A 20,623-nucleotide genomic window follows, 5' to 3' on the forward strand; every position below is an offset into this window, starting at 1 on the left:
ACCTCGCGGCCAGAGTTTGCAAATGTCACGTTCACGCTTCAGTCGCGCGTGCGCTCGAGAAGCGAGCGAACCCGAGCCGCGTAGGGGCTTCGCGGGTTCGCGGACAGAAACCGATCCGAAAGCGCCTGCGCCCGCGCGCGCTCTCCTGAAGTGACCAGTGCCTCGATGCGAAGCACCTCGATCTCCTGCGCGAAGAGCCCGCCGTGAAAGCGCTGGTCGTAGCGATCGACGGCGCGCATGCAGGCAGAAGCATCGCCGGCTTCGAGCGCCGAGCGGGCCGCGGTCACGAGCGCGAGCTCATCGGCGAAGCTCGGGGAGCCTGCATCGGCCTGCACGCGGGTGACTGTGCCCGAAGGCGCCGCGCTCTTCGGGCGCTCGGGGGGCGCGGAGGCGAGGTCGTCGACCGATATCGTGGCGATTGGCGGCTCGGCGACGGGTTTGACGGGCGGGGCGGGGAGGGCGCTCGAGGCGCTCGAGACAGGCGAGACAGGCGCCATCACACCGCGGCTCTCGAGGGATGCTTCCGGAGCCATCGTCGTCATGCCGAGGACCGAGACGCCGAGGGCTGCAATCCCCACCGCCAAACCCGGTCCTCCCCAGCTCCACCAGCTCGAACGCGGGGCGCTGCGGGATAGCGCGTCTTCGAGCAGCTCTCTCGACGGCGCCTCTCGGTCGCTCGCGGCCACGAGGCGGGCAAAGCCCGGATCTTCGTGGATCAGGCGCTCGGGTCCGTCCTTCATAGGCCCTCCTTCTCGCGTGCGAGTGCGCGGTAGCGCTCGAGGCGAAAGCGGAAGTCGTCGCGCGCGGTCCGAAGGCGGGACGCGACCGTCCCCGAGGGGATTTCGAGCGCTTCGGCGATCTCCTGCATCGTCATCCCTTCGAGCTCGTACATGACGAAGACGACGCGAAAGCGCTCGTCGAGCTCGGAGAGCAGTTGGTAGAGGACCTTGCGGGCCCGCTCATCGTCGAGGTGCTCTTCGGGCGTGGCGGCGGTCTCGTCGAGCTCCGCGTCGCGGAGGTCCACCGGGATCTCGCGTGCACCTCGACGCTTCATGCGGACGGCGATGCGAAGCGCAGCGCCGAGGAGAAACGCACGTTCGCGCCCAGGCGTGACTCCGTCGATCCGCCTCAGTGCGACGAAGAAGAGATCTTGCGCCGCGTCGTCGGCAAGGTGCCGGTCGAAGCCGAGTCGTCGAAGAAACCGCCAGACCGCAGAAAAGTGCTCGCGTACGAGCCGGTGGAGGCTCTCCGAGCGTTCGGGCTCGCGCGCGGCAGCGTCGGCCGGCACAGCCCGAATGGCCGAATCGGCCTGCGCGTTGCGGTCACTCTCTGCGCTGGAAGCCGCCACCGAGGCGGCCGACGAGATGAGCACGCCCGACTAGTGCACTCGTCGGACAGGTCTGATCGAAAAAAGATCCGATTTGTGAATCGCTCACAATTTCGCGCCGATCCCGATGCCACCCAGGACGCCGAGCGGCGGAACGCTCGCGACGGACGCTCCGCTGGCCAAGGCGAAGGGCTGGCGGACGAGCGGGAGGGTCATCAATACGGTTGAACTCAAGAAGAAACGCTCCGACAGATTGACGGCGGCCCAGACTGAGCCACCAATGTCGGCCCAGAAGCTCGACAGGTTGCGAGCGTCGGGGAGACCTTCGGCGGACCCGCGAAGAGCGCCGAGATTCGTCTCGACACACGACGAGACCTCCGCCAGCGCGTGGATCGCGACGCGCAGCGGACAGAAGCGCAGCTGTCCGGCTCTCCAGATGAACTCCGCGCTTCCGCCGCGCAGGGATCGCTCCTTGGGGAGGCTCTGGCGAAAGCCGAGGCCGATGCTGGGCCAAAGGAGGTAGATCCCCTGAGTCCGCACGGGCGTCGGGAGTTCGAGGGTCATCGAGGCGCCGAGTCCTACGAGGCCTCCGCGAAGGACCGCGGAGGTGAGCTCCACGCGGAGGTCCAACGTGACGGGCGAGCGCGTGCTCGGAGCTGGCGTCGTCGAGATGGGCGCCGTGGCAGCGCGCTGCTCGGGATGAGGCAAAACCACAGGTTCGACGCGCGGCTCGGCCTCGCGCGTGCCTTCACGAGGCGTCGGCTCCGTCTCATCGGCCGTGCCGGCGCGGGGGTCGATCGCGACGGCGACCATGACCGCGAGCGCCTGCTTCACTTCGGTGCAGGTCGGCAAGACGATGTCTCGCTCCGAGCTCGTGCCGCTCGTGTCGGCGATGACGAGTCTGCCTGTCGCCTTGGAGGGGGCCGCCGCCATGCGAACCCGAATCGTCCGGACCTCCGACGTTCCAGCGGGCACGAGCGACCAACGCTTGGTCAGCGCGCGTACCGCTTCCAGGAACTCCGACTCGGACGGACACGCGCCGCTCGCCTCGTAGCGAAATGCGATGGGCTCGACCTCCGCCCGGGCGGAGGTGGGGATCAGCAGCGCGACGACCGCGACGGCGGCCGCCAGAACGCGCATGCCCTCTGTGGACGATGCCCTCGCACCGCTCCGCCGCCGACGCACCATGGACGGCTTCGACGTTAGCGCACCACCGTCCGGGCGTTGCGAGAGAAGCTCGCGTGTAAGGAGGAGGGGGATACCTTGCCTACTCGATGGAGCTCCGCATTTCGACGTCTATCGACGACGGACACACCTCCGTGTCGGCTCATCATCGGATGTTCTTCTCGCGGAAGAACCGCCGAATGTGCGCAGCGATCGCGGCATGTTCCTCTTCGAGAGCGAAGTGGCCGGTATCGAGCAGGTGAATCTCGATGTTGCGAAGGTGCTTTGCGTAGGCGTTGGCGCCAAGAACGGTGAAGATCGGATCTCCCTTGCCCCAGACGACGAGTGTCGGCGGCTGGTGCTTCTCGAAGTACGCGTGCCATTCAGGATAGCGCGCCAGGTTCGTCACGTAGTTCGCCTGGAGCTCGAGCTGGATGCGATCGCTGCCGGGTCGATCGAGCACCGCTTGGTCCATGTTCCAGGCGTCGGGTGAGATCGCGCTCGGGTTCTTCGCGCCGGTCAAGTACTGGGCAACGGTTCCGTCCCGCCGAAAGAGCGCAAGCGCCTTGGCGTCTGCTTCGGGCGTGCGGCCGCTCCGAAACGGTCGAAGGAACTCCTCGGCCATCGGCGACAGTCCCTCGTCGTAGGCGTTGGCGTTCTGGACGACGAGCGCGTTCACCCAGTCGGGGTGGCGTGCCGCGAGCCGGAAGCCCACCGGGCCACCGAAGTCCTGGGCGTAGAGCGCGAAACGCCGAAGGCCGATCTTCTCGACGAAGTGCTCGATGACGTCGGCGAGGTGATCGAAGGTGTATGCGAACTCGTCCGGACTCGGTGAGCCACTGTTGCCGAAGCCGGGGTAGTCGGGCGCGACGAGGTGAAAGTCGTTCGCGAGCTCCGGGATGAGATCCCGGAACATGTGCGACGACGACGGGAAGCCGTGAAGCAAAAGGAGCGTCGGCTTACCCGGCGCGCCGGCCTCGCGGTAGAAGATCGACACGCCGTCGACCTCGACCTTGTTGTAGGCGACGCGCGGGAGCGACGGGGGAGGTGGCGCTTCGGAGCTGCGCGTCGGCGCGCAAGCCGCGACGAGAAGTGAGCCGAGCACAGCCGCAACGCGGCCGAGGATGGACGAACGAAGAGAGCGCATGGAGCCTCCAGATCGGCGAACTGCGACGGGCCTGCAGGAGAGCGGGCGGCGCGACACTACCAAAACGTTCGTTTGACGGTTACGGATGCTCGTGTAACCTGTCAATGAACTTTTTGATGGTGACCAAGTGAGCTCGAACACAAGCGCCTCCGCCTTCTTGTTCCTGGCGAACGATCCCGCGCTCGATTTCCTCAACACGACGCCGATGGTCGACGGAGCTCTGGTCGATCGAATCACCGACTACGACGCCCTTCTCGATTTCCTCATCGAAGCCAAGCTCGTGTCCGCGGAAGACGCGGCGTTCGCGCGGAAGGCGTGGCCGTCGGGAGGCACGGCCGTGACACGGGCACGCGCGCTACGCGACGTCCTACGAAAGGTGATCGTGCAGATGACAGACGGCCGCAGGCTCTCGGTGGCGCTCCTGTCCAAGCTGAACGCAGAGCTTCGCGACCATTCCGGAGAGTACGTCGAGCTTCTCGCGAAGGAAGAAGGGTTCGAGCGGCGTCATCGGCTCCAGCGTGGCTCGCCCGAAGACGCCGTCGCGCCGCTCGCTCGCGTCATCGCATCGCTGCTCGTCGACGCGAATCTATCGCTCGTTCGCAAGTGCGAAGACCCCGCGTGTGTCCTCTACTTCCTCGACACGTCGAAGAACCATCGGCGCCGCTGGTGCAGCATGGATCTCTGCGGAAACCGCCACAAGGTCGGCGCCTATCGCGCTCGCGGTGGACGGTAGGAGGGGCGTCTGACCCTGCTGGCCGCGCACCGTCTGCGCGTGGTCGCGGATGCTGCGCGTGCGGTTGCCCCGAACCGAGGGCGGGCGCGCATCGATCGGGCTGGAACGAGGGGTGCACGAGGCGCGCCCAATGAGCGCCCTTCGCTTTCGCAATCTCAGCTCGCTCTTCCTCGGCCCGAAGGGTGAAAACGCCCACTTCTTCGAGAACCTCCTTCTGGAGGCCTTCCGCGATCACGTCTTCTGGCGTCGCAACTTCCATCCCGAGGACGGCTTCCTCGTGCAGGAGGCTGATAGGCGCCGTCCCGAATACGAAGCGTCGCAGGCCGTGCTCTCGCAAGAGCTGATGTCGCTGCTGGCTGAGCTCAAGGCCGGAGTGCCCTTCTTCAGCCCCCGCTACATCGGTCACATGACCTCCGACCTGACCATGGCCAGTCTGATCGGTTACTTCGCGACGATGTTGTACAACCCCAACAACGTCTCGGCGGACGCCTCCCCGGTCACCACGCGGTTGGAGTTGGACGTGGCCGCTCAGCTGGCGCGCATGGTGGGCTACCCGGCCGAACGGCAGTGGGGGCACCTGACTTCGGGCGGAACGCTCGCCAACTTCGAGTCGCTCTGGGTGGCTCGCAACATCAAGTATTTGCCGGTGGCGGTGCACGCTGCGGCCAACGAGGCCGGACTGCGCGGGCTCACGGTGACGCTCCCTTCCGGACGGCGCGCGGATCTGCAGGAGCTCGATCTTTGGCAGCTGCTCAACGTGGAGCCGGGCGCGGCGTTGGATCTGGTGGACGCCTTCCGCGCGCGCGTCGGGGACGGTGCACGCGCCGCGCAGCTGATCGACCGCCACTCGCTGGCGGGGCTCGGTTCCCAGGAGTTCGGACGGGTTCTGGCGAAGGACTTCGGTGACGCGCTCGAGAGCGCGGTGGTGCTCGTGCCCTCGACCGCGCACTACTCGTGGGAGAAAGTCTGCCGCGCACTCGGCGTCGGCGGGGCGCAGCTGGTGCACGTGCCGGTAGACAGTCGCTTCCGCATGTCGGCGGACGCGCTGCAGCAGCGGCTGGAATCGCTCGCCGCCCGCAGGCAGCCGGTGCTGGCGTGCGTGTCCGTGATTGGAACGACGGAGGAGAGCGCGGTCGATCGGCTGGATCAGGTGGCGAGCGTGCGCGAGTGGGCCGGGCGCGAGCTGGGGCTGGCCTTCCACCTCCACGCGGATGCAGCTTGGGGTGGCTACGCCGCGGCCATCACCCGCGCCCCCGACGGTCGCCGCCATAGTTACGAGGAGGTCGTCGCCGGCGCGGCTCCGGAGGTCTGGCCCGAGGAGGGCGTCTACCGCGCACTCTGCGCGCTCGAACGCACCGACTCCGTCACGCTCGATCCCCACAAGCTCGGGTACATGCCTTATCCCGCGGGGGCGATCTGTTTCAGGGACAAGCGAGTCCGGGAGCTGGTGTCGGTGGACGCTCCCTACGTCTTTCACACGGGCGACAACGAAGGAGCCAACATCGGCCGCTTCATCCTCGAGGGGTCGAAGCCGGGCGCGGCCGCCGCCGGCGTGTGGATGTCTCACAAGGTGCTGCCGCTCGATTCCGAGGGCTACGGCCGGTTGATCACCGAGACGGCCAAGGGGGCGCGCGCGCTGCACCGACGGCTTGCCGGCGGAGATTTCCTACCGTTCCGGCTCGTGCTCCTGCCCGCCTCGGACATCAACATCGTGTGCTTCGCGGTGGGTCACCCTTCGCTGAAGACGCTCGAGGACAACAACGCCTTCGTTCACCGCGTCTACCTGGCGATGAGCGGAAGCGCAAAAGGAGCCGCCCGCCGCCCGGATTACTACCTGACGAAGACGGTGCTGCGCCGCGATCAGTACGGCCATGCGCCCGATCCGCTGGTTCAGGAGCTGGGCTTCACAGCCCAGGACTACCTGCGCGTGGGCGGCCTGGCGGTGCTCCGATGCACGGTGATGGACCCGTTCCTCGCCTCGCCCCAGGGGAAGGTGGAACACCTGAAGGGGTTCGCCGAAACCCTCCGTCGCGTCATGGAGTCGGAGCTTCGCGGCGAGGTCTCGTAGCCCGGGTTTGTTCCTGCCCGCGACGGAACGCGTTCGCATCTGGGCTTGCTCGGGACCAAGCCGAGGGTCGAAGGGGAAGGCCCTCGGCGGGGTCGGGACCAGGCCGAGGGTCGAAGGGGAAGGCCCTCGGTGGGGGCGGAACCAGGGTATGGGGCGATGGGGAAGGGCTTCGGTGAGGTCGCGACCTCATGGGACTCGAAGGTCCTGGGGTCCGTCGGGGTCGCGACCACCGAAAGCGCGATTCGATGCCTCGATCAGCTCGGCGCCGTTTCGGATGTGGCTGTGCCGGTCGGGGCGGCCGGAGCCGTGGGGGGCGTAACAGCGGGCGACTCCGCCGGGGCGCGCCGCGACTGCCATGCCATGAGCGGTGTCAGGAGCTCGGCGTACGTGGGATCTGCGGCCTCGTCGTCCGCATGCGCCAGCACCCTGAGGGCGTAGACGCGCAGCGCGGCGACGACGGCCGCCAGCGGCTCTTTCACGGATGCCGACGCCTCGGGCGCCGCTTTGGCATTCGTGATCCCGAGGACGTGGCCGTATTCCTTGTGCGCCTGACGGAGGTTTTCGAGAAAGATTTTCCCTCCGAGCTTCGCGATTGCCTTCTCGAAGGTCGCGTCGGCGTCGATGGTGCGGAGGCGCGCGTCCGCCTCGGCCCATTCGAGCTTGTAGGGCAGCTGGGTGAATTTCAGACCCTCCGGAAAGAGCGACGCGAGCAAGCGGCGTGCGGTCGTGGTCTCTTCGTGCTGCTCCGGCAACTTCGAGAATCCCGTCAGCCAATCGAACATCGCGCTGAACGCCGCGTCCTCCGCCTGGTCCGCCGGGCGCGCCGCCGCCGCATTCGCCGAAGGAGCCTGCTTTTGCAGGCGTGAGGCGAGGGCCTCCTTCAGCGCTTTTTGCGTCTCGGCCAGCCGCTTGCGCGCGCTCTCGATCGGCGAAGGCAGCTTCTTGCCTTTGGCGTGCGTGAGAAGCTCGGTCACCAACGCGTCGGCGCTGTTTCCATCGAGCCGAGGAAGCGTGACCAGATCATGAATTTCGTAGCTGCGTGCCATGCGTCATCTCCTCGCGGGCAGAAGCGGGCGGAAGCGGACAAAAGAATGTCCGTGCTCCACGAGCAGGCCCCCCCGCGCGAAACACCCTGAAGGGGCGTCGCGCCTCGGTCAAGATGGCGCGCTGCCTCAGACCGCGGCGTGGCCTGGGTCATCGACGGGACCTCGTCCTCTCCTTTGGAGTCGACGTCTTCGAAGTCCTCGCCGACGTCGAGAGCGCATGCACGGCTTCGTGCGAATACGGACCTCGCACCCTTTGGTTGGGCGCTTCTCCTCGACGCCCCGTCGGCAGCTTGATCGAAGCAAACGGCGCATTGCCTCGCCTGAATCGTTACCGGCCGATGGGCGTTGCCTCATCGCAATTGCTACCGAGCACCGGCAGCGATCGACCTCGTCCGTCGCGGCGGGGAAACGATGGAGGGGTCATTCGATAAGCGGCGCGAAGGCGGTCGCGTGAAGAAGCGCTATTTCCGTCCTGCGACGCCTTGCGATCGTCTGCTCGCGTCTTCGGAGATCAACGAAGATACGCGCTAGCGCGCTACGCGAGACTGGAGAACGTCTTGATCCGATCGCCTTCCTCGATCGCATCGGCACGCAACAGAAGCACCTCGCGGACATCGCCGCGGGGGAGCCCGTGATCGATATCAAGGTGGAGCAGACCGATCTCGATCAGTTCATGCGCGCGCTCGCAACCGCCTTCCACGGTGGCGAAGTTCGTCCGACACATCGTAGGAAGCCGACGTCACCGCGACACCGGCGGACGCGCATCGACTTCTGCACATGGGCGAGCGAGCTCGATGAGCGCGCAAGGTAGGCGCTCAATGATTCTTCACGAGCTGTGGCGAGAGAAGGCTGAACGGCCGTCAGTTCGGGAATCGCGGTGCTTCGCCTGGGTGAATCAAGCCGTGTTTCATCCACCCAGCCCGCGCCAGCCATGTTCGTGGAGGCTCCACGGGCGAAGACTCCGCGGGGAGCTGTCGATTCTGAATCCAGCCCGTGAACCACGGAGCGGACGAGCGGAGAGCGATACGTGGTGCGCCGTGCGTCACGCGAAGGTGCTTCTTGAAGTTCGCGAGCACGTAGACGAGCGCATTCCGAACCTGACGCGGACTCGTCAGGTCGCGGCGATGGTAACGGTCGCCCCAGATCTTGGCGCGCGAGAGCCCGAGCACCTTCTTCACCCGTCTCGTCACGCGCGCGATGAGACTTCGGAGCCCGCGCTCGAGAGCTCGCTTGTCGTCGCCCTCGACCAACGCGTGGACATGATCGTCTTGCACCGAAAACTCGACGACGCGGAAGTCCTCGCGACGCGTCGCTCGAATCGCCGACTCGACTGCCAGATAGAGTCGCTCGTTGCGAAAGCTCGGCAGCCCTTTCGCCACGCGCAGCGTCACGTGCACGGGATGACGGTAGTGATGTTCCGGACGACGCCGATGCGCCACGCACGGCCGCGCCCCATCGCACCTCTTTCGCCCAGCCCCCGACCGCTTGCCACCCCTACGCCGCGGCTCCGGTAACGCGAATTGCGTCCCCCTCATCTCCCTCATCCCTCCCTCGCTCCACGCACGCGCACGCTCTCGAGGATGTTCACTCCCCTCGGCGCGACGAGCCATTGAACATAGCCACGAGTCGATACAGATCAATCCTGCTTCAGCCAATTTTAAATGGGCGAATCTCGCATCCTTTGATTGGGCGCTTCACGTCGACGGCCCGTTGCCAAATCGCTCGCGAACTGCACCTGCTCGTGAGCGGGCCCGGATGGCCGAGTCGAGGTTACGGTACCGAGCGAGTAGGACTCCGAATGCTCTCTGGCTCGCGTCGGTTCTGCCATGTCGATTGATTGGGCACTTCTCACGGCACGCCGTTCGAATTCGGTCTGGCTTTTTCCAACGTGCGAGGAGAAGCGCCCAATCGAATATCGTCGCTTTCCGTTCGGCGCTCGGCGGCAGCCGACCCGACGCCGCGTCCGAGGTCGGGATCTCGAGTGTGCCCCCCGCCCGCCGGTCACTGAGGATTGAGTTCGTATTAGTAACTCGAATTGAGCCAGAAGTGAGGCTTTGGGGCGTCGACGGCGGCGTGATCCGCTCGGTGTCGTTAGTTGCCGGGAGCCGTTGCTGGAATGCTTGGTGACGAGCGCGGTGCGATGATGATCCCATCGAAGGCACGTCGAGGTGCGAGCAGGATCGTGGTTGCTCGCTCATTGACGAACATGCCTCCGGCCCAGCGTGTCGGAATTCGTGCCTCGAACCAGGGAATGGTGTTCGACGGAACGTCACGAAGTCCGATGGCGATGGGCCGGTCGGCGCCCGATGCGAGCACGGCTTCGAGGGTTTGGTTCGGCGCTTCGGGCAGTTCGAAGGACGAAATCGGGCCAATTGCACCGGGCCCCTTCGATGCGTCGATCGCTCGGAAAATGCCCGCTCGAAAGCCGATCAGAACCGGTCGATAGGCGGCGTCTCCTCGTGCTCGAGCAAGGTGCTCGCCCATGGTCGCGATACCGTCGAACGCCCCGCGAGCAACGTGACCTGCGTGGGCCCAAAGGACGACTCGCTCGGTCCCTCTGGAATCGAGCTCGGCCAGGACGTTGTCCGCCATCGCGCGATCGCGAAATTCAAAATCGTGGGGCGGCGCGAGCGAAAGGAATTCCAATCCTCGAGCGAGCCCGATCGCGTCGCGCACGACGGATGACGGCGCGAGGCGTTCTCTCGAAAACGCCTCGAGCGCACGGGCGACTCGAAGGAGGCTCTGTCGCTGTTCGAGGGGGAGCGATGGATAATCGAGATTCGGGTCTTCGAGGAGCTCGAGGGTTGCGAGCATGTCGGCTGGAGCGCCCGCCTTCCGTGCCCACGCCGAGGAAGAACGCGCGAGTTCCGAGGTCGACTGGATATCGATTCCTACCAGACGCACACGTTCGCGCGGGAGCCGGCCGGCGTTGTGTTCGCGCAGCCATCGAAGAAGGTCTTGTAGTTCTTGGGTGCGCCAGGTCCAGAATCCGAGGGACCGCACGGCCGCGGCCTCGTCCTTGGTCACGAGGCGGACGTAGTCGTCGGCGATCTTCAGTTCTCCCCGGTTGGCCTCGAGCGCAACGACGGAGAATCCTTCTTTCTCGACGAGTCGTCGGATGATCCGGTGTTTGAGTTGGAAGGTCTCGCGACTGCCGTGGGTGGATTCGCCGAGGCCGACGATGCGCGCGCCTTCGAACCAGGGGGTGAGTGTCGCAAGGTCATCGTCAGCACCGGTGGGATCGGTCGTTGCCAAAAGGCTTCGCGCTTTCCGTGACCACGCTTCGGCAGCAATACGAGCGTTCGAATCGATGCGAGGATCGAGCGTCATGTCGACCGACGCCTGATCGTCGAGCTCGATGAGGCGTGCCGACGTCGTACGCTCGTCGAGCTCTGCTCGAGCTACGTAGGTGCCCTTTGGAACGTTGACCTGGAATCGGCCATCGCTCGAGCTCGTCGTCACGTAGACGTCATCGATGAAGTTCCGACGGGGCCGCGTGAGCCTTATCGCAACGTTCGTGCGGGGGTGCCCCGATTCGTCACGGATGACTCCCTCGATGACGCCATTCCCCTTCGAAAGCGAGAGATCGATGGATTCACTGCGCGAAAGATCGATGCTTTTCGTTGCGGAGCCCGAGCGATGCACGGCGGATATGGCGAGGTGTCCGTCGAGACGGGCGGCGCATCGGAAGCGTCCGCCTTCATCCGTGCGAGCGATGCATCGGATCGACTCCAATTCTTCGTCGGGCGCGAAGATCGCCACGAGGGCATCGACGAGTGGTTCGCGCAGGCCGCGCTCGCGGAAGGGCCGTGCGGGTGTGCGCTGGGTCGAGTATCGTCTCGGACCGGATGACGCGCTCGTCGCTGCGAGGGGCAATGTGCGCTCTCGTGTTCGGCGGGACGCTTGGCGGGACGCTGGTTTTCCAGTCCGGCGAGGCACGTGCGGACGCGCCGGCGGCCGAGCTGCACTTGGGCTATGAGGCGCCGGCGGGGTGCCCGACCCGAAGCGACTTCCTCGCGGCTCTTTCTCCGCGCATTCAGGCCAGCTGGGTCGAAGGGGCGGATACGCGATCGTTCGACGTGCGCATCCGGCGCGAAGGGAACGCGTTCGTGGGGCGGCTCGTGATCGGTGAGCCGGACCAACCGCCCAACACGCGCGAGATTCGTGGGGCGACGTGCAAGGCGGTGACGATGTCGCTCGTCGTGTTCGTGGCCATCGCCCTCGATCCGGCCACCGCGCCGAGGGCCGAGGAGCCGGAGGTGAAACCGCAGGAGCCCGCCGAGCCACCTCCTTCTCCTTTGCCGCCGCCCGCGCCTCGTACACGTCCTCGGAAAACGCGCGCTTCGCCTCCACGACCGCCTCCAGTGATCTGGACGTGGAGCTCGGGAGTCGACGCCGTCTACCTGCGCGCGCCGGAACCGAGCTGGGGGGCGCGCGTGCACATCGAGCTGATGCGCTCCCACGAGCTCGACCGCATCGCACCTGCGCTTCGCCTCTCGTGGGGCTGGGCCGATTTTTCCACGCGTCCCGAGCAGGCCGGCAAGGTGAGCTTCCGCTTGAAGACGGCGCGCATCGAGGCCGGGGCGCGCGCGATGTTCGGTCCGGTTCGACTCGGCGCGTTTCTCGGGTTCGATGGTGGGACCATGACCGGCGTCGCCGCCGATCTGCCGCGATTCGAAGAGATCCGCGAACCGTGGCGAGCTTGGACGGGCTCGGTGCGGGCAGGGGTGAGCGTCGCACCTTGGCTTGCGCTCGAGCTTTCGGGAACACTCGTCATGCCCTTCGAACGGCCGCGTTTCGAGCTCCAGGAGCCGGTGCGCTCGGCCTACAAGGCGCCGGCGGTGCTCTTCGAAGGAACCGCCGGGATCGTCGCCGTCGCGCGGTTTCAGTAGTGTTCTGAGGCAACTTCTCGAGTGATGACGATTTCGTGATCGGATCGCGGTCGCGGCGGTTCACGGCGATGGGATGTCGATCGAACAGATCCTCGCCGGAACCCCGCCGTTGGTCCTGACCGACACGGCAGCGGCGGGCATGGTCACGAAGACGAGTGAAGAGGAGCGGTCCGAGGTGGCGTCGAAAGCGCCGACGCTCGAGCGGCTCGTTCGAGACCACCACGCCTTCGTGTGGAGAAGCGCGCAGCGTCTCGGTGCGCCCGCTGCGGACGTCGAAGACGTGGTCCAAGAAGTCTTCATCATCGCGTCGAACAAGCTCGAGAGCATTCGTCACGAGCGAGGCTTCCTGTTCCAGACGTGCACGTTCGTCGTCGGCCACGCAAGGCGGCGCGTCCAAAGGCGCTACGAGGTCGTCGACGAAGAGCGGATCGAGGCACAGGCCGACATCGCTCCGTCGCCCGAGCAGAGCCTCGAAGATGCCCAGGCCCGCGCGGTGCTCCAGACGATCCTCGACACGATGCCGGACGAGCTCCGCGCCGTGTTCGTTCTCTTCGAGCTCGAACGACTGACAGTGCCGGAGATCTCGGAAATGATCGGAGCTCCCCAAGGAACCGTGTCGTCGCGACTGCGACGCGCGCGGGAGATGTTCACGTCGCGCGGACCGCGCATCGTGCGAGGTGTGCGATGAGCGAGATGAAGCCTTTGCTCGATTCGGAGATGCCCGAAGAGCTGGCACGCGTCCTTCGGTCGGCTCGTGCCGACGGTCCGCCGCAAGACGAACCCGTCGCGGCACGCGCGCTGGCGGCCGTCGCGGCTCATCGTGCAGCGGCGAGCAACGCGGACCGTACGACGAGCTCGGGGCTTCCCTTCACGAAGACGCTGCTCGCCTTCGTCGTCGCGGGCAGTGTCGGTGTCATGTCGTTCCTCGCTACGAGGGTCGACGTGCGCGTACCGCACGGGGCAGAGCCCTCGCCGATCACGCTGCCGAGCGAGCCGACCGCTGCGCCCGTTCCTCCGTCGCCGACCACATCGGAAAGCGTGTCGGTCGATGATCTGCCTTCCGCCCCGGTGCAGGCCCCTGCGAAGACGACGGCTTCGCGTTCGGCAACGCGCGGCGCTTCGGAGCTCGACCTCGAGGACGAGCTCGCCATCATCGACGCCGCGCGAGCGGCTCTTGCGGCGAAGCAGCCCGAGACGACGCTGAAGCAGGTGCAGACCTACGCTCGCCGATTCCACGGCGGTCATTTCAGCGAAGAAGCGCAGGCGCTCGAAATTCAGGCGCTCGCCGCGATGGGTCGTCGTGACGAAGCAGCGATCAAAGGTCAGCGCTTCCTCGATTCGCACCCAGGGTCCGCCTACGAGCGCCGTGTTCGCTCGGCTCTCGCCACGGGGGTGACGCCATGACCGCGCGCTCGTCGAAGACGCGCATCGCGACGCTCACCATCGTTGGCGCCGGACTCTTCGTCTACGCGTGCACCGACGCGGAGCCCAGGACGATGGGCTGGGGCGTGGTCGATGGCGGAAGCACGCCGTCGTTCGTCGATACGCCCGACGCGAGCGAGGCCGAAGCAGGCGACGACCTCGTCTCGTACTGTCCGGCGCAAGGCTGCTCCGGGGGCATGACGACGTGCCCGGGGTCACGTTTCGCGTGCGACACGGACCTCACGAACGACGTCAACAACTGCGGCTCCTGCGGATTCAACTGTGCATCGAATCTGAGCTTCTATCACTTCCAGATGGGCTGCGTGGGAGGCCAGTGCGTTCCGCGATGCGCTGACGGCTACGCGGATTGCAACGGCTCGCTGGACGACGGCTGCGAGACCGAGCTCGGGAGCGACGACAACTGCACCGCGTGCGGTGACCAATGTCTCGATCCTGCCAAGCCTTGCAACCAGAACTTGTTCACGAACGTCACGCAGTGTGGCTGCGGAGCGTCCGGAGGCCTCTACTGCTGGTTCTTCTGCGTCGATCCGACGACGGACGACGGCAATTGCGGCGGCTGCTTCAACGCCTGCGATCCGGCGGGAGACGGCTCCCCGCTGGCCGATCATACCCATTTTGGCTGCATGAATTCGGAATGCGGCCACGCCAAATGTGATTCGGATCATGCCGATTGCGACGGCAAAGCCACGAACGGATGCGAGGCCTCGTTGCTCTCGTCCGAGCACTGCGGAGCATGTGGCCATGCGTGCGACCAGGGGCAGACCTGCATCATCAATCGCATGGGCGACCACGAATGCGCCTGTGAAGCGGGCAAAACGCTCTGCGGCACCGAATGCGTCGACCTGCTGACGAACCCCCGCTATTGCGGCGACTGTCTCAACGACTGCTCCGCCTCTGCGCCTTGGGGCAGTGGCATCGGCAGTTGTCTGTATGGCTCGTGCACGTACGACTGCGCCGAGGGACGAGGAGACTGCAACGCCGATCTCGACGACGGTTGCGAGGCGAACCTGTTGTCCGATCCGCGCAACTGCGGTGGCTGCGGAATTACGTGTGACCTCGCGGCCGGGCAGCCGTGCGTGCGAGGTAGCTGCGCGGTCGAGCCGTGCGACGCAAAAGACGCAGGAGTGGTGGCGAAATGAAGCACCGTCTTCTCTGGGCTTCCGCCGTCACGGTCGCCGGCGCCTTCGCGGCCACGTTCACCGCCTGCGCGAGCGACGAGAACCGCTCGGGGCCCGACCTCGACGCATCCGTGGTGCCGCCTCCGAGCGACGCCTCCGGCGACGCGATGGACGAGGGCGACGCCGCGGAGCCAGCGGTCCCGTGCACCGACGGCGTGTTGTGCCCCTTCGGTCCCTTCGCGTCCGATATGGAAGGAGGTCCGCTCGATCTCCGGACGCATATCAACGCCATTCGCGCGCGGAACGCGTCCGATGTCTGGATCGTCGGCGCAAACGGCACGGTCGCGCGCTACGACGGCGCCTCGTGGAGGCGCTCCGATACGGGCACTCAGCTCACGATGAAGGATATCTGGCTTCGTGACAAAGACGAAGTCGCTATCGTCAATCCGAAGTTGATGTTACGCCGCGATCCCGACGCGGCGGATGCCGGCGTCGATGGGGCCGTACCGTCCGCCGATGGCTGGATGACGTTCGGGGATCCGCTGGTCCCGAGCGAGATAACGTACGTCGCCCCGGCCGTGAGCTCGGTATGGATGGCCCCGGGGGCGGAGTGGGCGTGGGCCACGACCCTTGGAGGAAACGGAATCTGGCGATTCCGCGTCGTCCCAGAGACCAATCGTATCGAGTTGCAGCACGGAGTCCCGACGGGCGTGTGCACGACCATCGGGTGCACCAAGATGACGAGTGTGCACGGCGTCTCGCCCGACGACCTCTGGATCGTCGGATACAGCGGCGAGATCGTGCGCATCACGGGAGCGCAGAGCGACGTCCCCGACTACCAGCCTTTCGACAGCCAGACGTGGGCCGAGCTCGACGCCGTCTGGGTGGCTTCGAAGACGGAGGCATGGGCGGTCGGCGGCGGTGGCGTCATTCGTCATTACACGGGTCAGCCTTACGCATGGGACGTCGTCACGGACGTGCCCACCACCGAGACACTCCGTGCCGTGTGGGGATCATCGGCGAACGACGTCTGGGCCGTGGGGGACAACGCCACCGTCCTGCACTACGACGGCAAGTCCTGGTCACGTGTGCCCGTTGTGGGGCTCGGCCTAAGGCATCCCGATCTGCTTGCCGTTTGGACGCCTGCTCCCGGGCGCGTGTGGATCGCGGGGAACGGCGTCTTCCTTTCTCTCGGAGGAAAGCCATGAGGGCCTGGTTCATTCGTGGCACGGTGCTCGCCGCGCTTGGCGCCGCCATCGCCTGCGCAGCATCCGAAGATCAAGATTCTTCGCCCCCTGCACCCGACGGTGGCAACACGACGCTCGGTGACGGCGGTGCCGCCGATGCAGTCACCGACGCTTCGATCGATCACGCGACCACCCCGGACGCCGAGATTCTCGATGCGGCTCCAAACATGTGCAGCGAAGCCGGTTGGTGTCTCACCAAGCTGCCCGACACGAACCTCTGGGTCCAAGACGTCCAGGCGTTCGAGACGACGGCCTTTGCGACCGGCTTCAACTTCACGATCGGGCCAAAGGTCGTGGAATGGGGGAAGCACGACGGCCAAGCCGCTAGCTGGAAATACATCGACGACGATACGCAGCAGGAGAGCCCCGGGGACATCAGCAGCTTCTGGGCCCCGAACGAGAATGAGGTCTACTACGCGTACCAGCTCCGCTCGACGGTGCGGACCGGCAGCTTCGGGGCCTATCTCTATCATGGTCGCCGGCCCGTTGCGCCCGCCACCAACTGGACGTGGACGAGCACGCGATTCGACTGCGGGACCAATGATGCCGCGATCGTCACCGGCGTCGGTAGCGACGTGTACATGCTCCACTGCAAAAAGATCCATCGCTTGACCGGCGATCCCGACGCCGACGCGGGACTCGACAGCCATGGCGGTCCGGCGTCATGGACGGTCGAGTACACCGACGACGACACGGCAGCTCTCACGTTCCAGGGACGCGTCGGCACTCCCGGCGATGCGTGGTTCGTCGGAAAGAGAGACACCGCGTGTTCGGTGATCATTCGCAAGACGGCGGATGGCTACCAGCGTATCGCCGACGGAATCGCGAGTGGCACCACATGCACGCCGAAGCCGGGAGTTCCAGCGGCTCCTGCGTTTCTGCAGTTCGTCTCCCCTGTGGCCGGTGAGATCGTCGGCACGACCGGCATGCAGGGGAAGGCCTCCGCCGCGAAATTGACGCTCGAATCGGACGGTGGACTGTCGGTCGCGACATCGAAGCCCAGGGCAGATCTCCGCGAGGTGATCTGGACCGATACGCGTGACGAGCTCTGGCTCGTCGCCAATTATGGCTACCTCCTTCTGCAGGGGAAGGACGTGTGGAGCGATGCGGCGGCCTACAATTTCTCGACGCTCGTGATCAACGGCGTTCCCAATGATTGTCAGTTTTACAAACTGAGCGGTACTTCGAAGTCGAACCTTTGGGGAGTAGGGGCAAATTGTGCGTATCACAAGACGACTCCTTGATAGGTGCGGCCTCGCAACGCTCGTCGCTCTTGCCAGCGCTGCAGCGGTGAGCGCGAGCTGCTCGAGCGACCCCGAGGAAGGCGGCGCTCTCGCGACGGATTCCGGTGCGCAGGTAGCGCCGGGCGTCCAGGACGGCGCGTCCGATGCCGACGTCGTTTCTGATGCCGGGAGCGACGCGGCGCTCGAAGACGTTGCTGTCCCCGATGCGTCGCCACGTCCTGTCGCGTGCGGAGGGACGAGCTGCGCGACGGCTCTCGTCACGATCCTCGGTGAGGGCTTCTGCGTCCTCCTCCAGGACAAGACGGTGGCCTGCTGGGGCGACAACGCGAATGGACAGCTCGGACGCGGTGCCGACGCGGGCGTCATCGCCAGTGGCGTGGCCGAGCGTGTTTTGGGCCTCGTCGACGTCGTCGCGCTCGATCACGCGTGTGCCATCGACGCGAGTGGCGACTCTTGGTGCTGGGGCACCGGCCCTTGGCTCCAGACCGCCGCGGCGACGACGAAAGAGCTCGCTCCGGTAAAGCTGCCGATTCCTCCGGCCAAGGCGATCCGCGTTGCTCGATCGTCCACCAACGCAGGCACGGCGTGCGCCCTCGTCGATGCCGGTGTGATCTGCTGGGGAACGAACGCCAACGGGCAGGTCATGCCGCCGGAGCGGGACGCGGGCCCGACCACGGCCTATCAACCAACCCAGCAAGTGCTTCCCTCGGGATCGGTCGTGCGCGATCTCGCAGTCGGCGACGCAACCTTCGCCATCCTCGACGACGGAACGGTCTTCAGCTGGGGAGCGAATCCGCCGATCGGTCGCGTGTCGTCGCTCTATCCTGATCCTTACCCGCGACCTCTCGCGCTTGGAGGCTTCTCGCAGATCGACGCGGCCAACGAGAACGTCTGCGGTGTCGCCGGGGCTGCGATCCATTGTTGGGGCTGGCCGAAGACCACTACGACGGTCACGCAGCCATTCGACCGTGCGCTGCCCGAGATCCTCGTGCTGCCCGAGAGCGTCGTCTTCGCGGCGACGTCGGCGGGGGAGAGCAAAGTCACCAATCCTCTGCGTGGCTGCGCGATCGGCGCCTCCGGCTCACTCTACTGCTGGGGAAACAACCTGAGTGGGCAGGTCGGTGATGGAACGAAGGATTACGCCATCACGTCCGTCAAGATCGCTGGTCTCCCCGAGCCGGCTGCGCAGGTACGCACGACACCCAACGCGACGTGCGCGCTCCTGACCAGCGGTCGCGTCTTCTGCTGGGGCGCCGACGGCGTCGGCCAGCTCGGTGGTGGTCGGCTCAAGTGGCCGAGCGCCGTTCCGCGAGAGGTAGTTCTTCCATGATCCGGTCCCGGTCCCGAGAAGTGTGTGTGACGGCGATGCGGCTCGTCTTCGGAGGCGCGGTCGTCGCGGCAATGGTGATGGCATGCAGCGAGGATCGGTCGACCTTCGGTGGTGACGACACGATCCCGCTCGCTCCACAGGATGCGAGCGCCGAGACCGGCGAGTGTCCGTTTCAGTGCTCACTCGACGGCCGTTCGGTCGTGCGCAGCTGCACGGGCGAGGTCGTCGAGACATGCGCCACGAACCTGGCTTGCGGAGCGGGCCTCTGCCAGGAGCCATGCGCGGCAGCGACGGCGGACCGTAGCTCGAACGGATGCGAGTTCTATCTGCAGCCGCCCGAGTTCACGAAGCGCGTTGGTCGGAATTGCTATGCCGCATACGTGGTGAACGCCGGAACGACGGAGGCTGCTCTCACGCTCGAATTCCAAGGCAAGACCCTCGATCTTTCGAAATCGGTCTTTCGTACGAATCCGGGCGACGCGACCCTCGTTCCGCACACGGGCCCGATCGCCGCCGGCGAGAGTGCGATCGTCTTCGTGGCCGATCGACCGGCAGGGCAGAGTTCCACGACGAGCACGGACATCGCTTGCCCTCCGGAGGTCGTTGCGGCCTCGACCGAGACGGCGTTGCCCGATGGTCCAGGATTCGGCTCCTCGTTTCATATGACGGCGACGGCGCCCGTCGGCATCGCAACCATCTATCCATTCGGTGGAGCGAAGGGCTACAAGCCGACGGCCACGCTGCTTCTCCCCGTCAGTACGTGGTCGACGCAGCATTTTCTCCTCAATGCCTGGGAGCGCAACACGCTGGTGAACGCGTTCGTGGGGATCGGACCGTCCGCGCAAATCGTCGCCTCGGAGGATGATACGGAGGTCACGCTCCTCCCGAATCACGATATTCAAAATGGGAGTGGCTTCATCGGCACGGCTGCGAACGTGCCGATCTCCTTCAACCTGAAGAAGGGCCAGGTTCTTCAGCTCGCGCAGGGCGAGGAGCTCTCGGGCAGCATCGTGACCTCGACGAAGCCGACGAGCATCTTCGGCGGACACGAGTGCATGCTCATCCCGTCCGCGCGCGACGCGTGCGATATCGGCCAGCAGCAGCTTCTACCGTTCGAGCAGTGGGGCTCGGAATACGTCGGCGTCGGCTATCGGCCTCGCCAAGGCAATAGCGGCGAGCTCATGCCTTATCGCATCATGGCCGCGCGCGATGGCACGCGCCTCGATTACGATCCCAAGGTTCCTGGCGGCGCGCCGCTGACGATGTCCGCCGGCCAGGTCGTGACGTTCTGGGCGGCCGTCGACGACGCGTTCGTCGTGCGTACGCAGGATGCCGATCATCCCATCTACCTCGCGGCCTACATGACCGGCGGCGGTAGGTCGCCCTACGCGCCCGACATCCTCGGAAGCACCTATCTCAGCGGCGCCGGAGATCCCGAATTCGTCAACGTGATTCCGTCGGGTCAATATCTGAGCTCCTACAGCTTCTACGCCGACCCAACGTACGAGGAGACATCCCTCGTCGTGGTGCGCGCCAAATCGCGAGGTGAGTTCAAAGACGTCTGGCTGGAGTGCGCTGGCAATCTCCCGACGTGGAAGCCCGTCGGCACCCGCGGCGACTACGAGTGGACGCGCGTGGATCTCGCGCGCAACGGCGGCCCAGGCGATACCTTCGGCTCGAGCGTCTGCCAGAACGGCCTTCAGCGCATGAAGAGCGACGGCCCCTTCACCGCCACGCTCTGGGGCTGGGGCTACTACGCGAGCTACGCCTATCCCGGCGGCCTCTCGTTGCGGAAACTCGTCCAAACGCCACTTCCGCCCGTTCACTGACGCGATATCGTCGCTAAATTCAATAGCGTTCGGAG

The 20,623-nt window shown here is 65.8% G+C and carries 19 protein-coding genes; 11 read left to right on the forward strand and 8 right to left on the reverse strand.

Annotated elements, in window-relative coordinates; translation table 11 throughout:
• Positions 1–38 precede the first annotated feature (38 nt).
• The 4 genes from AKJ09_RS20455 to AKJ09_RS20470 all read right to left on the reverse strand — a co-directional run bounded on the left by AKJ09_RS20455 (position 39) and on the right by AKJ09_RS20470 (position 3,638).
• Entirely contained in the window at positions 39–740 is a 702-nt protein-coding gene (locus tag AKJ09_RS20455) for an outer membrane protein assembly factor BamD (protein ID WP_146648888.1), read from the reverse strand.
• Positions 737–1,372, reverse strand: a complete 636-nt coding sequence (locus tag AKJ09_RS20460) for an RNA polymerase sigma factor (RefSeq protein ID WP_146648889.1) — start codon at positions 1,370–1,372, stop codon at positions 737–739. The genes AKJ09_RS20455 and AKJ09_RS20460 overlap by 4 nt, the downstream gene beginning before the upstream one ends.
• A 60-nt stretch (positions 1,373–1,432) precedes the next feature.
• A complete protein-coding gene (locus AKJ09_RS20465) occupies positions 1,433–2,467 on the reverse strand; it encodes a hypothetical protein (RefSeq protein WP_146648890.1) in 1,035 nt (344 codons plus the stop codon).
• 190 nt (positions 2,468–2,657) lie between these two features.
• A complete protein-coding gene (locus tag AKJ09_RS20470) occupies positions 2,658–3,638 on the reverse strand; it encodes an alpha/beta fold hydrolase (protein WP_146648891.1) in 981 nt (326 codons plus the stop codon).
• Positions 3,639–3,765: 127 nt separating this feature from the next.
• On the opposite strand from AKJ09_RS20470, the gene AKJ09_RS20475 reads away from it, so the two are divergent.
• Both AKJ09_RS20475 and AKJ09_RS20480 read left to right on the forward strand, forming a co-directional pair.
• Complete coding sequence (locus tag AKJ09_RS20475; protein WP_146648892.1) at positions 3,766–4,371, forward strand: CGNR zinc finger domain-containing protein; 606 nt, start codon at positions 3,766–3,768, stop codon at positions 4,369–4,371.
• Positions 4,372–4,501: 130 nt separating this feature from the next.
• Complete coding sequence (locus AKJ09_RS20480) at positions 4,502–6,439, forward strand: pyridoxal phosphate-dependent decarboxylase family protein (RefSeq protein ID WP_169927695.1); 1,938 nt, start codon at positions 4,502–4,504, stop codon at positions 6,437–6,439.
• A gap of 254 nt (positions 6,440–6,693) precedes the next feature.
• Here the strand turns inward: AKJ09_RS20480 and AKJ09_RS20485 are convergent, their stop codons facing one another.
• From AKJ09_RS20485 to AKJ09_RS20495, 4 genes are all read right to left on the reverse strand, one after another.
• Positions 6,694–7,485 (reverse strand): hypothetical protein, encoded by a 792-nt coding sequence (locus tag AKJ09_RS20485; RefSeq protein WP_146648894.1) that lies wholly within the window; start codon positions 7,483–7,485, stop codon positions 6,694–6,696.
• A gap of 535 nt (positions 7,486–8,020) precedes the next feature.
• Positions 8,021–8,185, reverse strand: coding sequence for a hypothetical protein (locus AKJ09_RS53110; protein WP_169927696.1), 165 nt, complete (start codon positions 8,183–8,185; stop codon positions 8,021–8,023).
• Positions 8,186–8,345: 160 nt separating this feature from the next.
• Positions 8,346–8,882, reverse strand: a complete 537-nt coding sequence (locus AKJ09_RS20490; protein ID WP_169927697.1) for a transposase — start codon at positions 8,880–8,882, stop codon at positions 8,346–8,348.
• Between the two features lie 694 nt (positions 8,883–9,576).
• On the reverse strand, positions 9,577–11,130 hold the full coding sequence (locus AKJ09_RS20495) for an erythromycin esterase family protein (protein ID WP_169927698.1): 1,554 nt from the start codon (positions 11,128–11,130) through the stop codon (positions 9,577–9,579).
• Between AKJ09_RS20495 and AKJ09_RS53115 the strand changes: the two genes are divergently transcribed.
• The 9 genes from AKJ09_RS53115 to AKJ09_RS20535 all read left to right on the forward strand — a co-directional run bounded on the left by AKJ09_RS53115 (position 11,125) and on the right by AKJ09_RS20535 (position 20,588).
• Positions 11,125–11,337, forward strand: coding sequence for a hypothetical protein (locus tag AKJ09_RS53115; RefSeq protein ID WP_169927699.1), 213 nt, complete (start codon positions 11,125–11,127; stop codon positions 11,335–11,337). The genes AKJ09_RS20495 and AKJ09_RS53115 overlap by 6 nt on opposite strands.
• Positions 11,334–12,377 (forward strand): hypothetical protein, encoded by a 1,044-nt coding sequence (locus tag AKJ09_RS53120; RefSeq protein WP_169927700.1) that lies wholly within the window; start codon positions 11,334–11,336, stop codon positions 12,375–12,377. Before AKJ09_RS53115 ends, AKJ09_RS53120 begins: the two co-directional genes overlap by 4 nt.
• A gap of 73 nt (positions 12,378–12,450) precedes the next feature.
• Complete coding sequence (locus tag AKJ09_RS20505) at positions 12,451–13,065, forward strand: RNA polymerase sigma factor (RefSeq protein WP_146648898.1); 615 nt, start codon at positions 12,451–12,453, stop codon at positions 13,063–13,065.
• Complete coding sequence (locus AKJ09_RS20510) at positions 13,062–13,781, forward strand: hypothetical protein (protein ID WP_146648899.1); 720 nt, start codon at positions 13,062–13,064, stop codon at positions 13,779–13,781. The genes AKJ09_RS20505 and AKJ09_RS20510 overlap by 4 nt, the downstream gene beginning before the upstream one ends.
• On the forward strand, positions 13,778–14,959 hold the full coding sequence (locus AKJ09_RS20515) for a hypothetical protein (RefSeq protein WP_146648900.1): 1,182 nt from the start codon (positions 13,778–13,780) through the stop codon (positions 14,957–14,959). Before AKJ09_RS20510 ends, AKJ09_RS20515 begins: the two co-directional genes overlap by 4 nt.
• Positions 14,956–16,146 carry a WD40/YVTN/BNR-like repeat-containing protein gene (locus tag AKJ09_RS20520; RefSeq protein ID WP_146648901.1) on the forward strand — a complete coding sequence of 397 codons (1,191 nt, stop codon included), beginning with the start codon at positions 14,956–14,958 and terminating at the stop codon, positions 16,144–16,146. Before AKJ09_RS20515 ends, AKJ09_RS20520 begins: the two co-directional genes overlap by 4 nt.
• Positions 16,143–17,429 carry a hypothetical protein gene (locus AKJ09_RS20525; protein WP_146648902.1) on the forward strand — a complete coding sequence of 429 codons (1,287 nt, stop codon included), beginning with the start codon at positions 16,143–16,145 and terminating at the stop codon, positions 17,427–17,429. The genes AKJ09_RS20520 and AKJ09_RS20525 overlap by 4 nt, the downstream gene beginning before the upstream one ends.
• Positions 17,404–18,759: an RCC1 domain-containing protein gene (locus AKJ09_RS20530; RefSeq protein WP_146648903.1), complete on the forward strand. Its 1,356-nt coding sequence runs from the start codon at positions 17,404–17,406 to the stop codon at positions 18,757–18,759. Before AKJ09_RS20525 ends, AKJ09_RS20530 begins: the two co-directional genes overlap by 26 nt.
• Entirely contained in the window at positions 18,756–20,588 is a 1,833-nt protein-coding gene (locus AKJ09_RS20535; protein WP_146648904.1) for an IgGFc-binding protein, read from the forward strand. The genes AKJ09_RS20530 and AKJ09_RS20535 overlap by 4 nt, the downstream gene beginning before the upstream one ends.
• Positions 20,589–20,623: the final 35 nt, after the last annotated feature.

Origin of the sequence: Labilithrix luteola (assembly GCF_001263205.1) — a bacterium.
GTDB lineage: Bacteria > Myxococcota_A > Polyangia > Polyangiales > Polyangiaceae > Labilithrix > Labilithrix luteola.

What these genes read in the sequence shown, in the direction of transcription:
- AKJ09_RS20455 (WP_146648888.1), bottom strand. Translation starts at nt 740, where the DNA reads ATGAAGGACGGACCCGAGCGCCTGATCCACGAAGATCCGGGCTTTGCC.
- AKJ09_RS20465 (WP_146648890.1), bottom strand. Translation starts at nt 2,467, where the DNA reads ATGCGCGTTCTGGCGGCCGCCGTCGCGGTCGTCGCGCTGCTGATCCCC.
- AKJ09_RS20470 (WP_146648891.1), bottom strand. Translation starts at nt 3,638, where the DNA reads ATGCGCTCTCTTCGTTCGTCCATCCTCGGCCGCGTTGCGGCTGTGCTC.
- AKJ09_RS20480 (WP_169927695.1), top strand. Translation starts at nt 4,502, where the DNA reads ATGAGCGCCCTTCGCTTTCGCAATCTCAGCTCGCTCTTCCTCGGCCCG.
- AKJ09_RS20485 (WP_146648894.1), bottom strand. Translation starts at nt 7,485, where the DNA reads ATGGCACGCAGCTACGAAATTCATGATCTGGTCACGCTTCCTCGGCTC.
- AKJ09_RS53115 (WP_169927699.1), top strand. Translation starts at nt 11,125, where the DNA reads ATGCACGGCGGATATGGCGAGGTGTCCGTCGAGACGGGCGGCGCATCG.
- AKJ09_RS53120 (WP_169927700.1), top strand. Translation starts at nt 11,334, where the DNA reads ATGACGCGCTCGTCGCTGCGAGGGGCAATGTGCGCTCTCGTGTTCGGC.
- AKJ09_RS20505 (WP_146648898.1), top strand. Translation starts at nt 12,451, where the DNA reads ATGTCGATCGAACAGATCCTCGCCGGAACCCCGCCGTTGGTCCTGACC.
- AKJ09_RS20510 (WP_146648899.1), top strand. Translation starts at nt 13,062, where the DNA reads ATGAGCGAGATGAAGCCTTTGCTCGATTCGGAGATGCCCGAAGAGCTG.
- AKJ09_RS20515 (WP_146648900.1), top strand. Translation starts at nt 13,778, where the DNA reads ATGACCGCGCGCTCGTCGAAGACGCGCATCGCGACGCTCACCATCGTT.
- AKJ09_RS20520 (WP_146648901.1), top strand. Translation starts at nt 14,956, where the DNA reads ATGAAGCACCGTCTTCTCTGGGCTTCCGCCGTCACGGTCGCCGGCGCC.
- AKJ09_RS20525 (WP_146648902.1), top strand. Translation starts at nt 16,143, where the DNA reads ATGAGGGCCTGGTTCATTCGTGGCACGGTGCTCGCCGCGCTTGGCGCC.
- AKJ09_RS20535 (WP_146648904.1), top strand. Translation starts at nt 18,756, where the DNA reads ATGATCCGGTCCCGGTCCCGAGAAGTGTGTGTGACGGCGATGCGGCTC.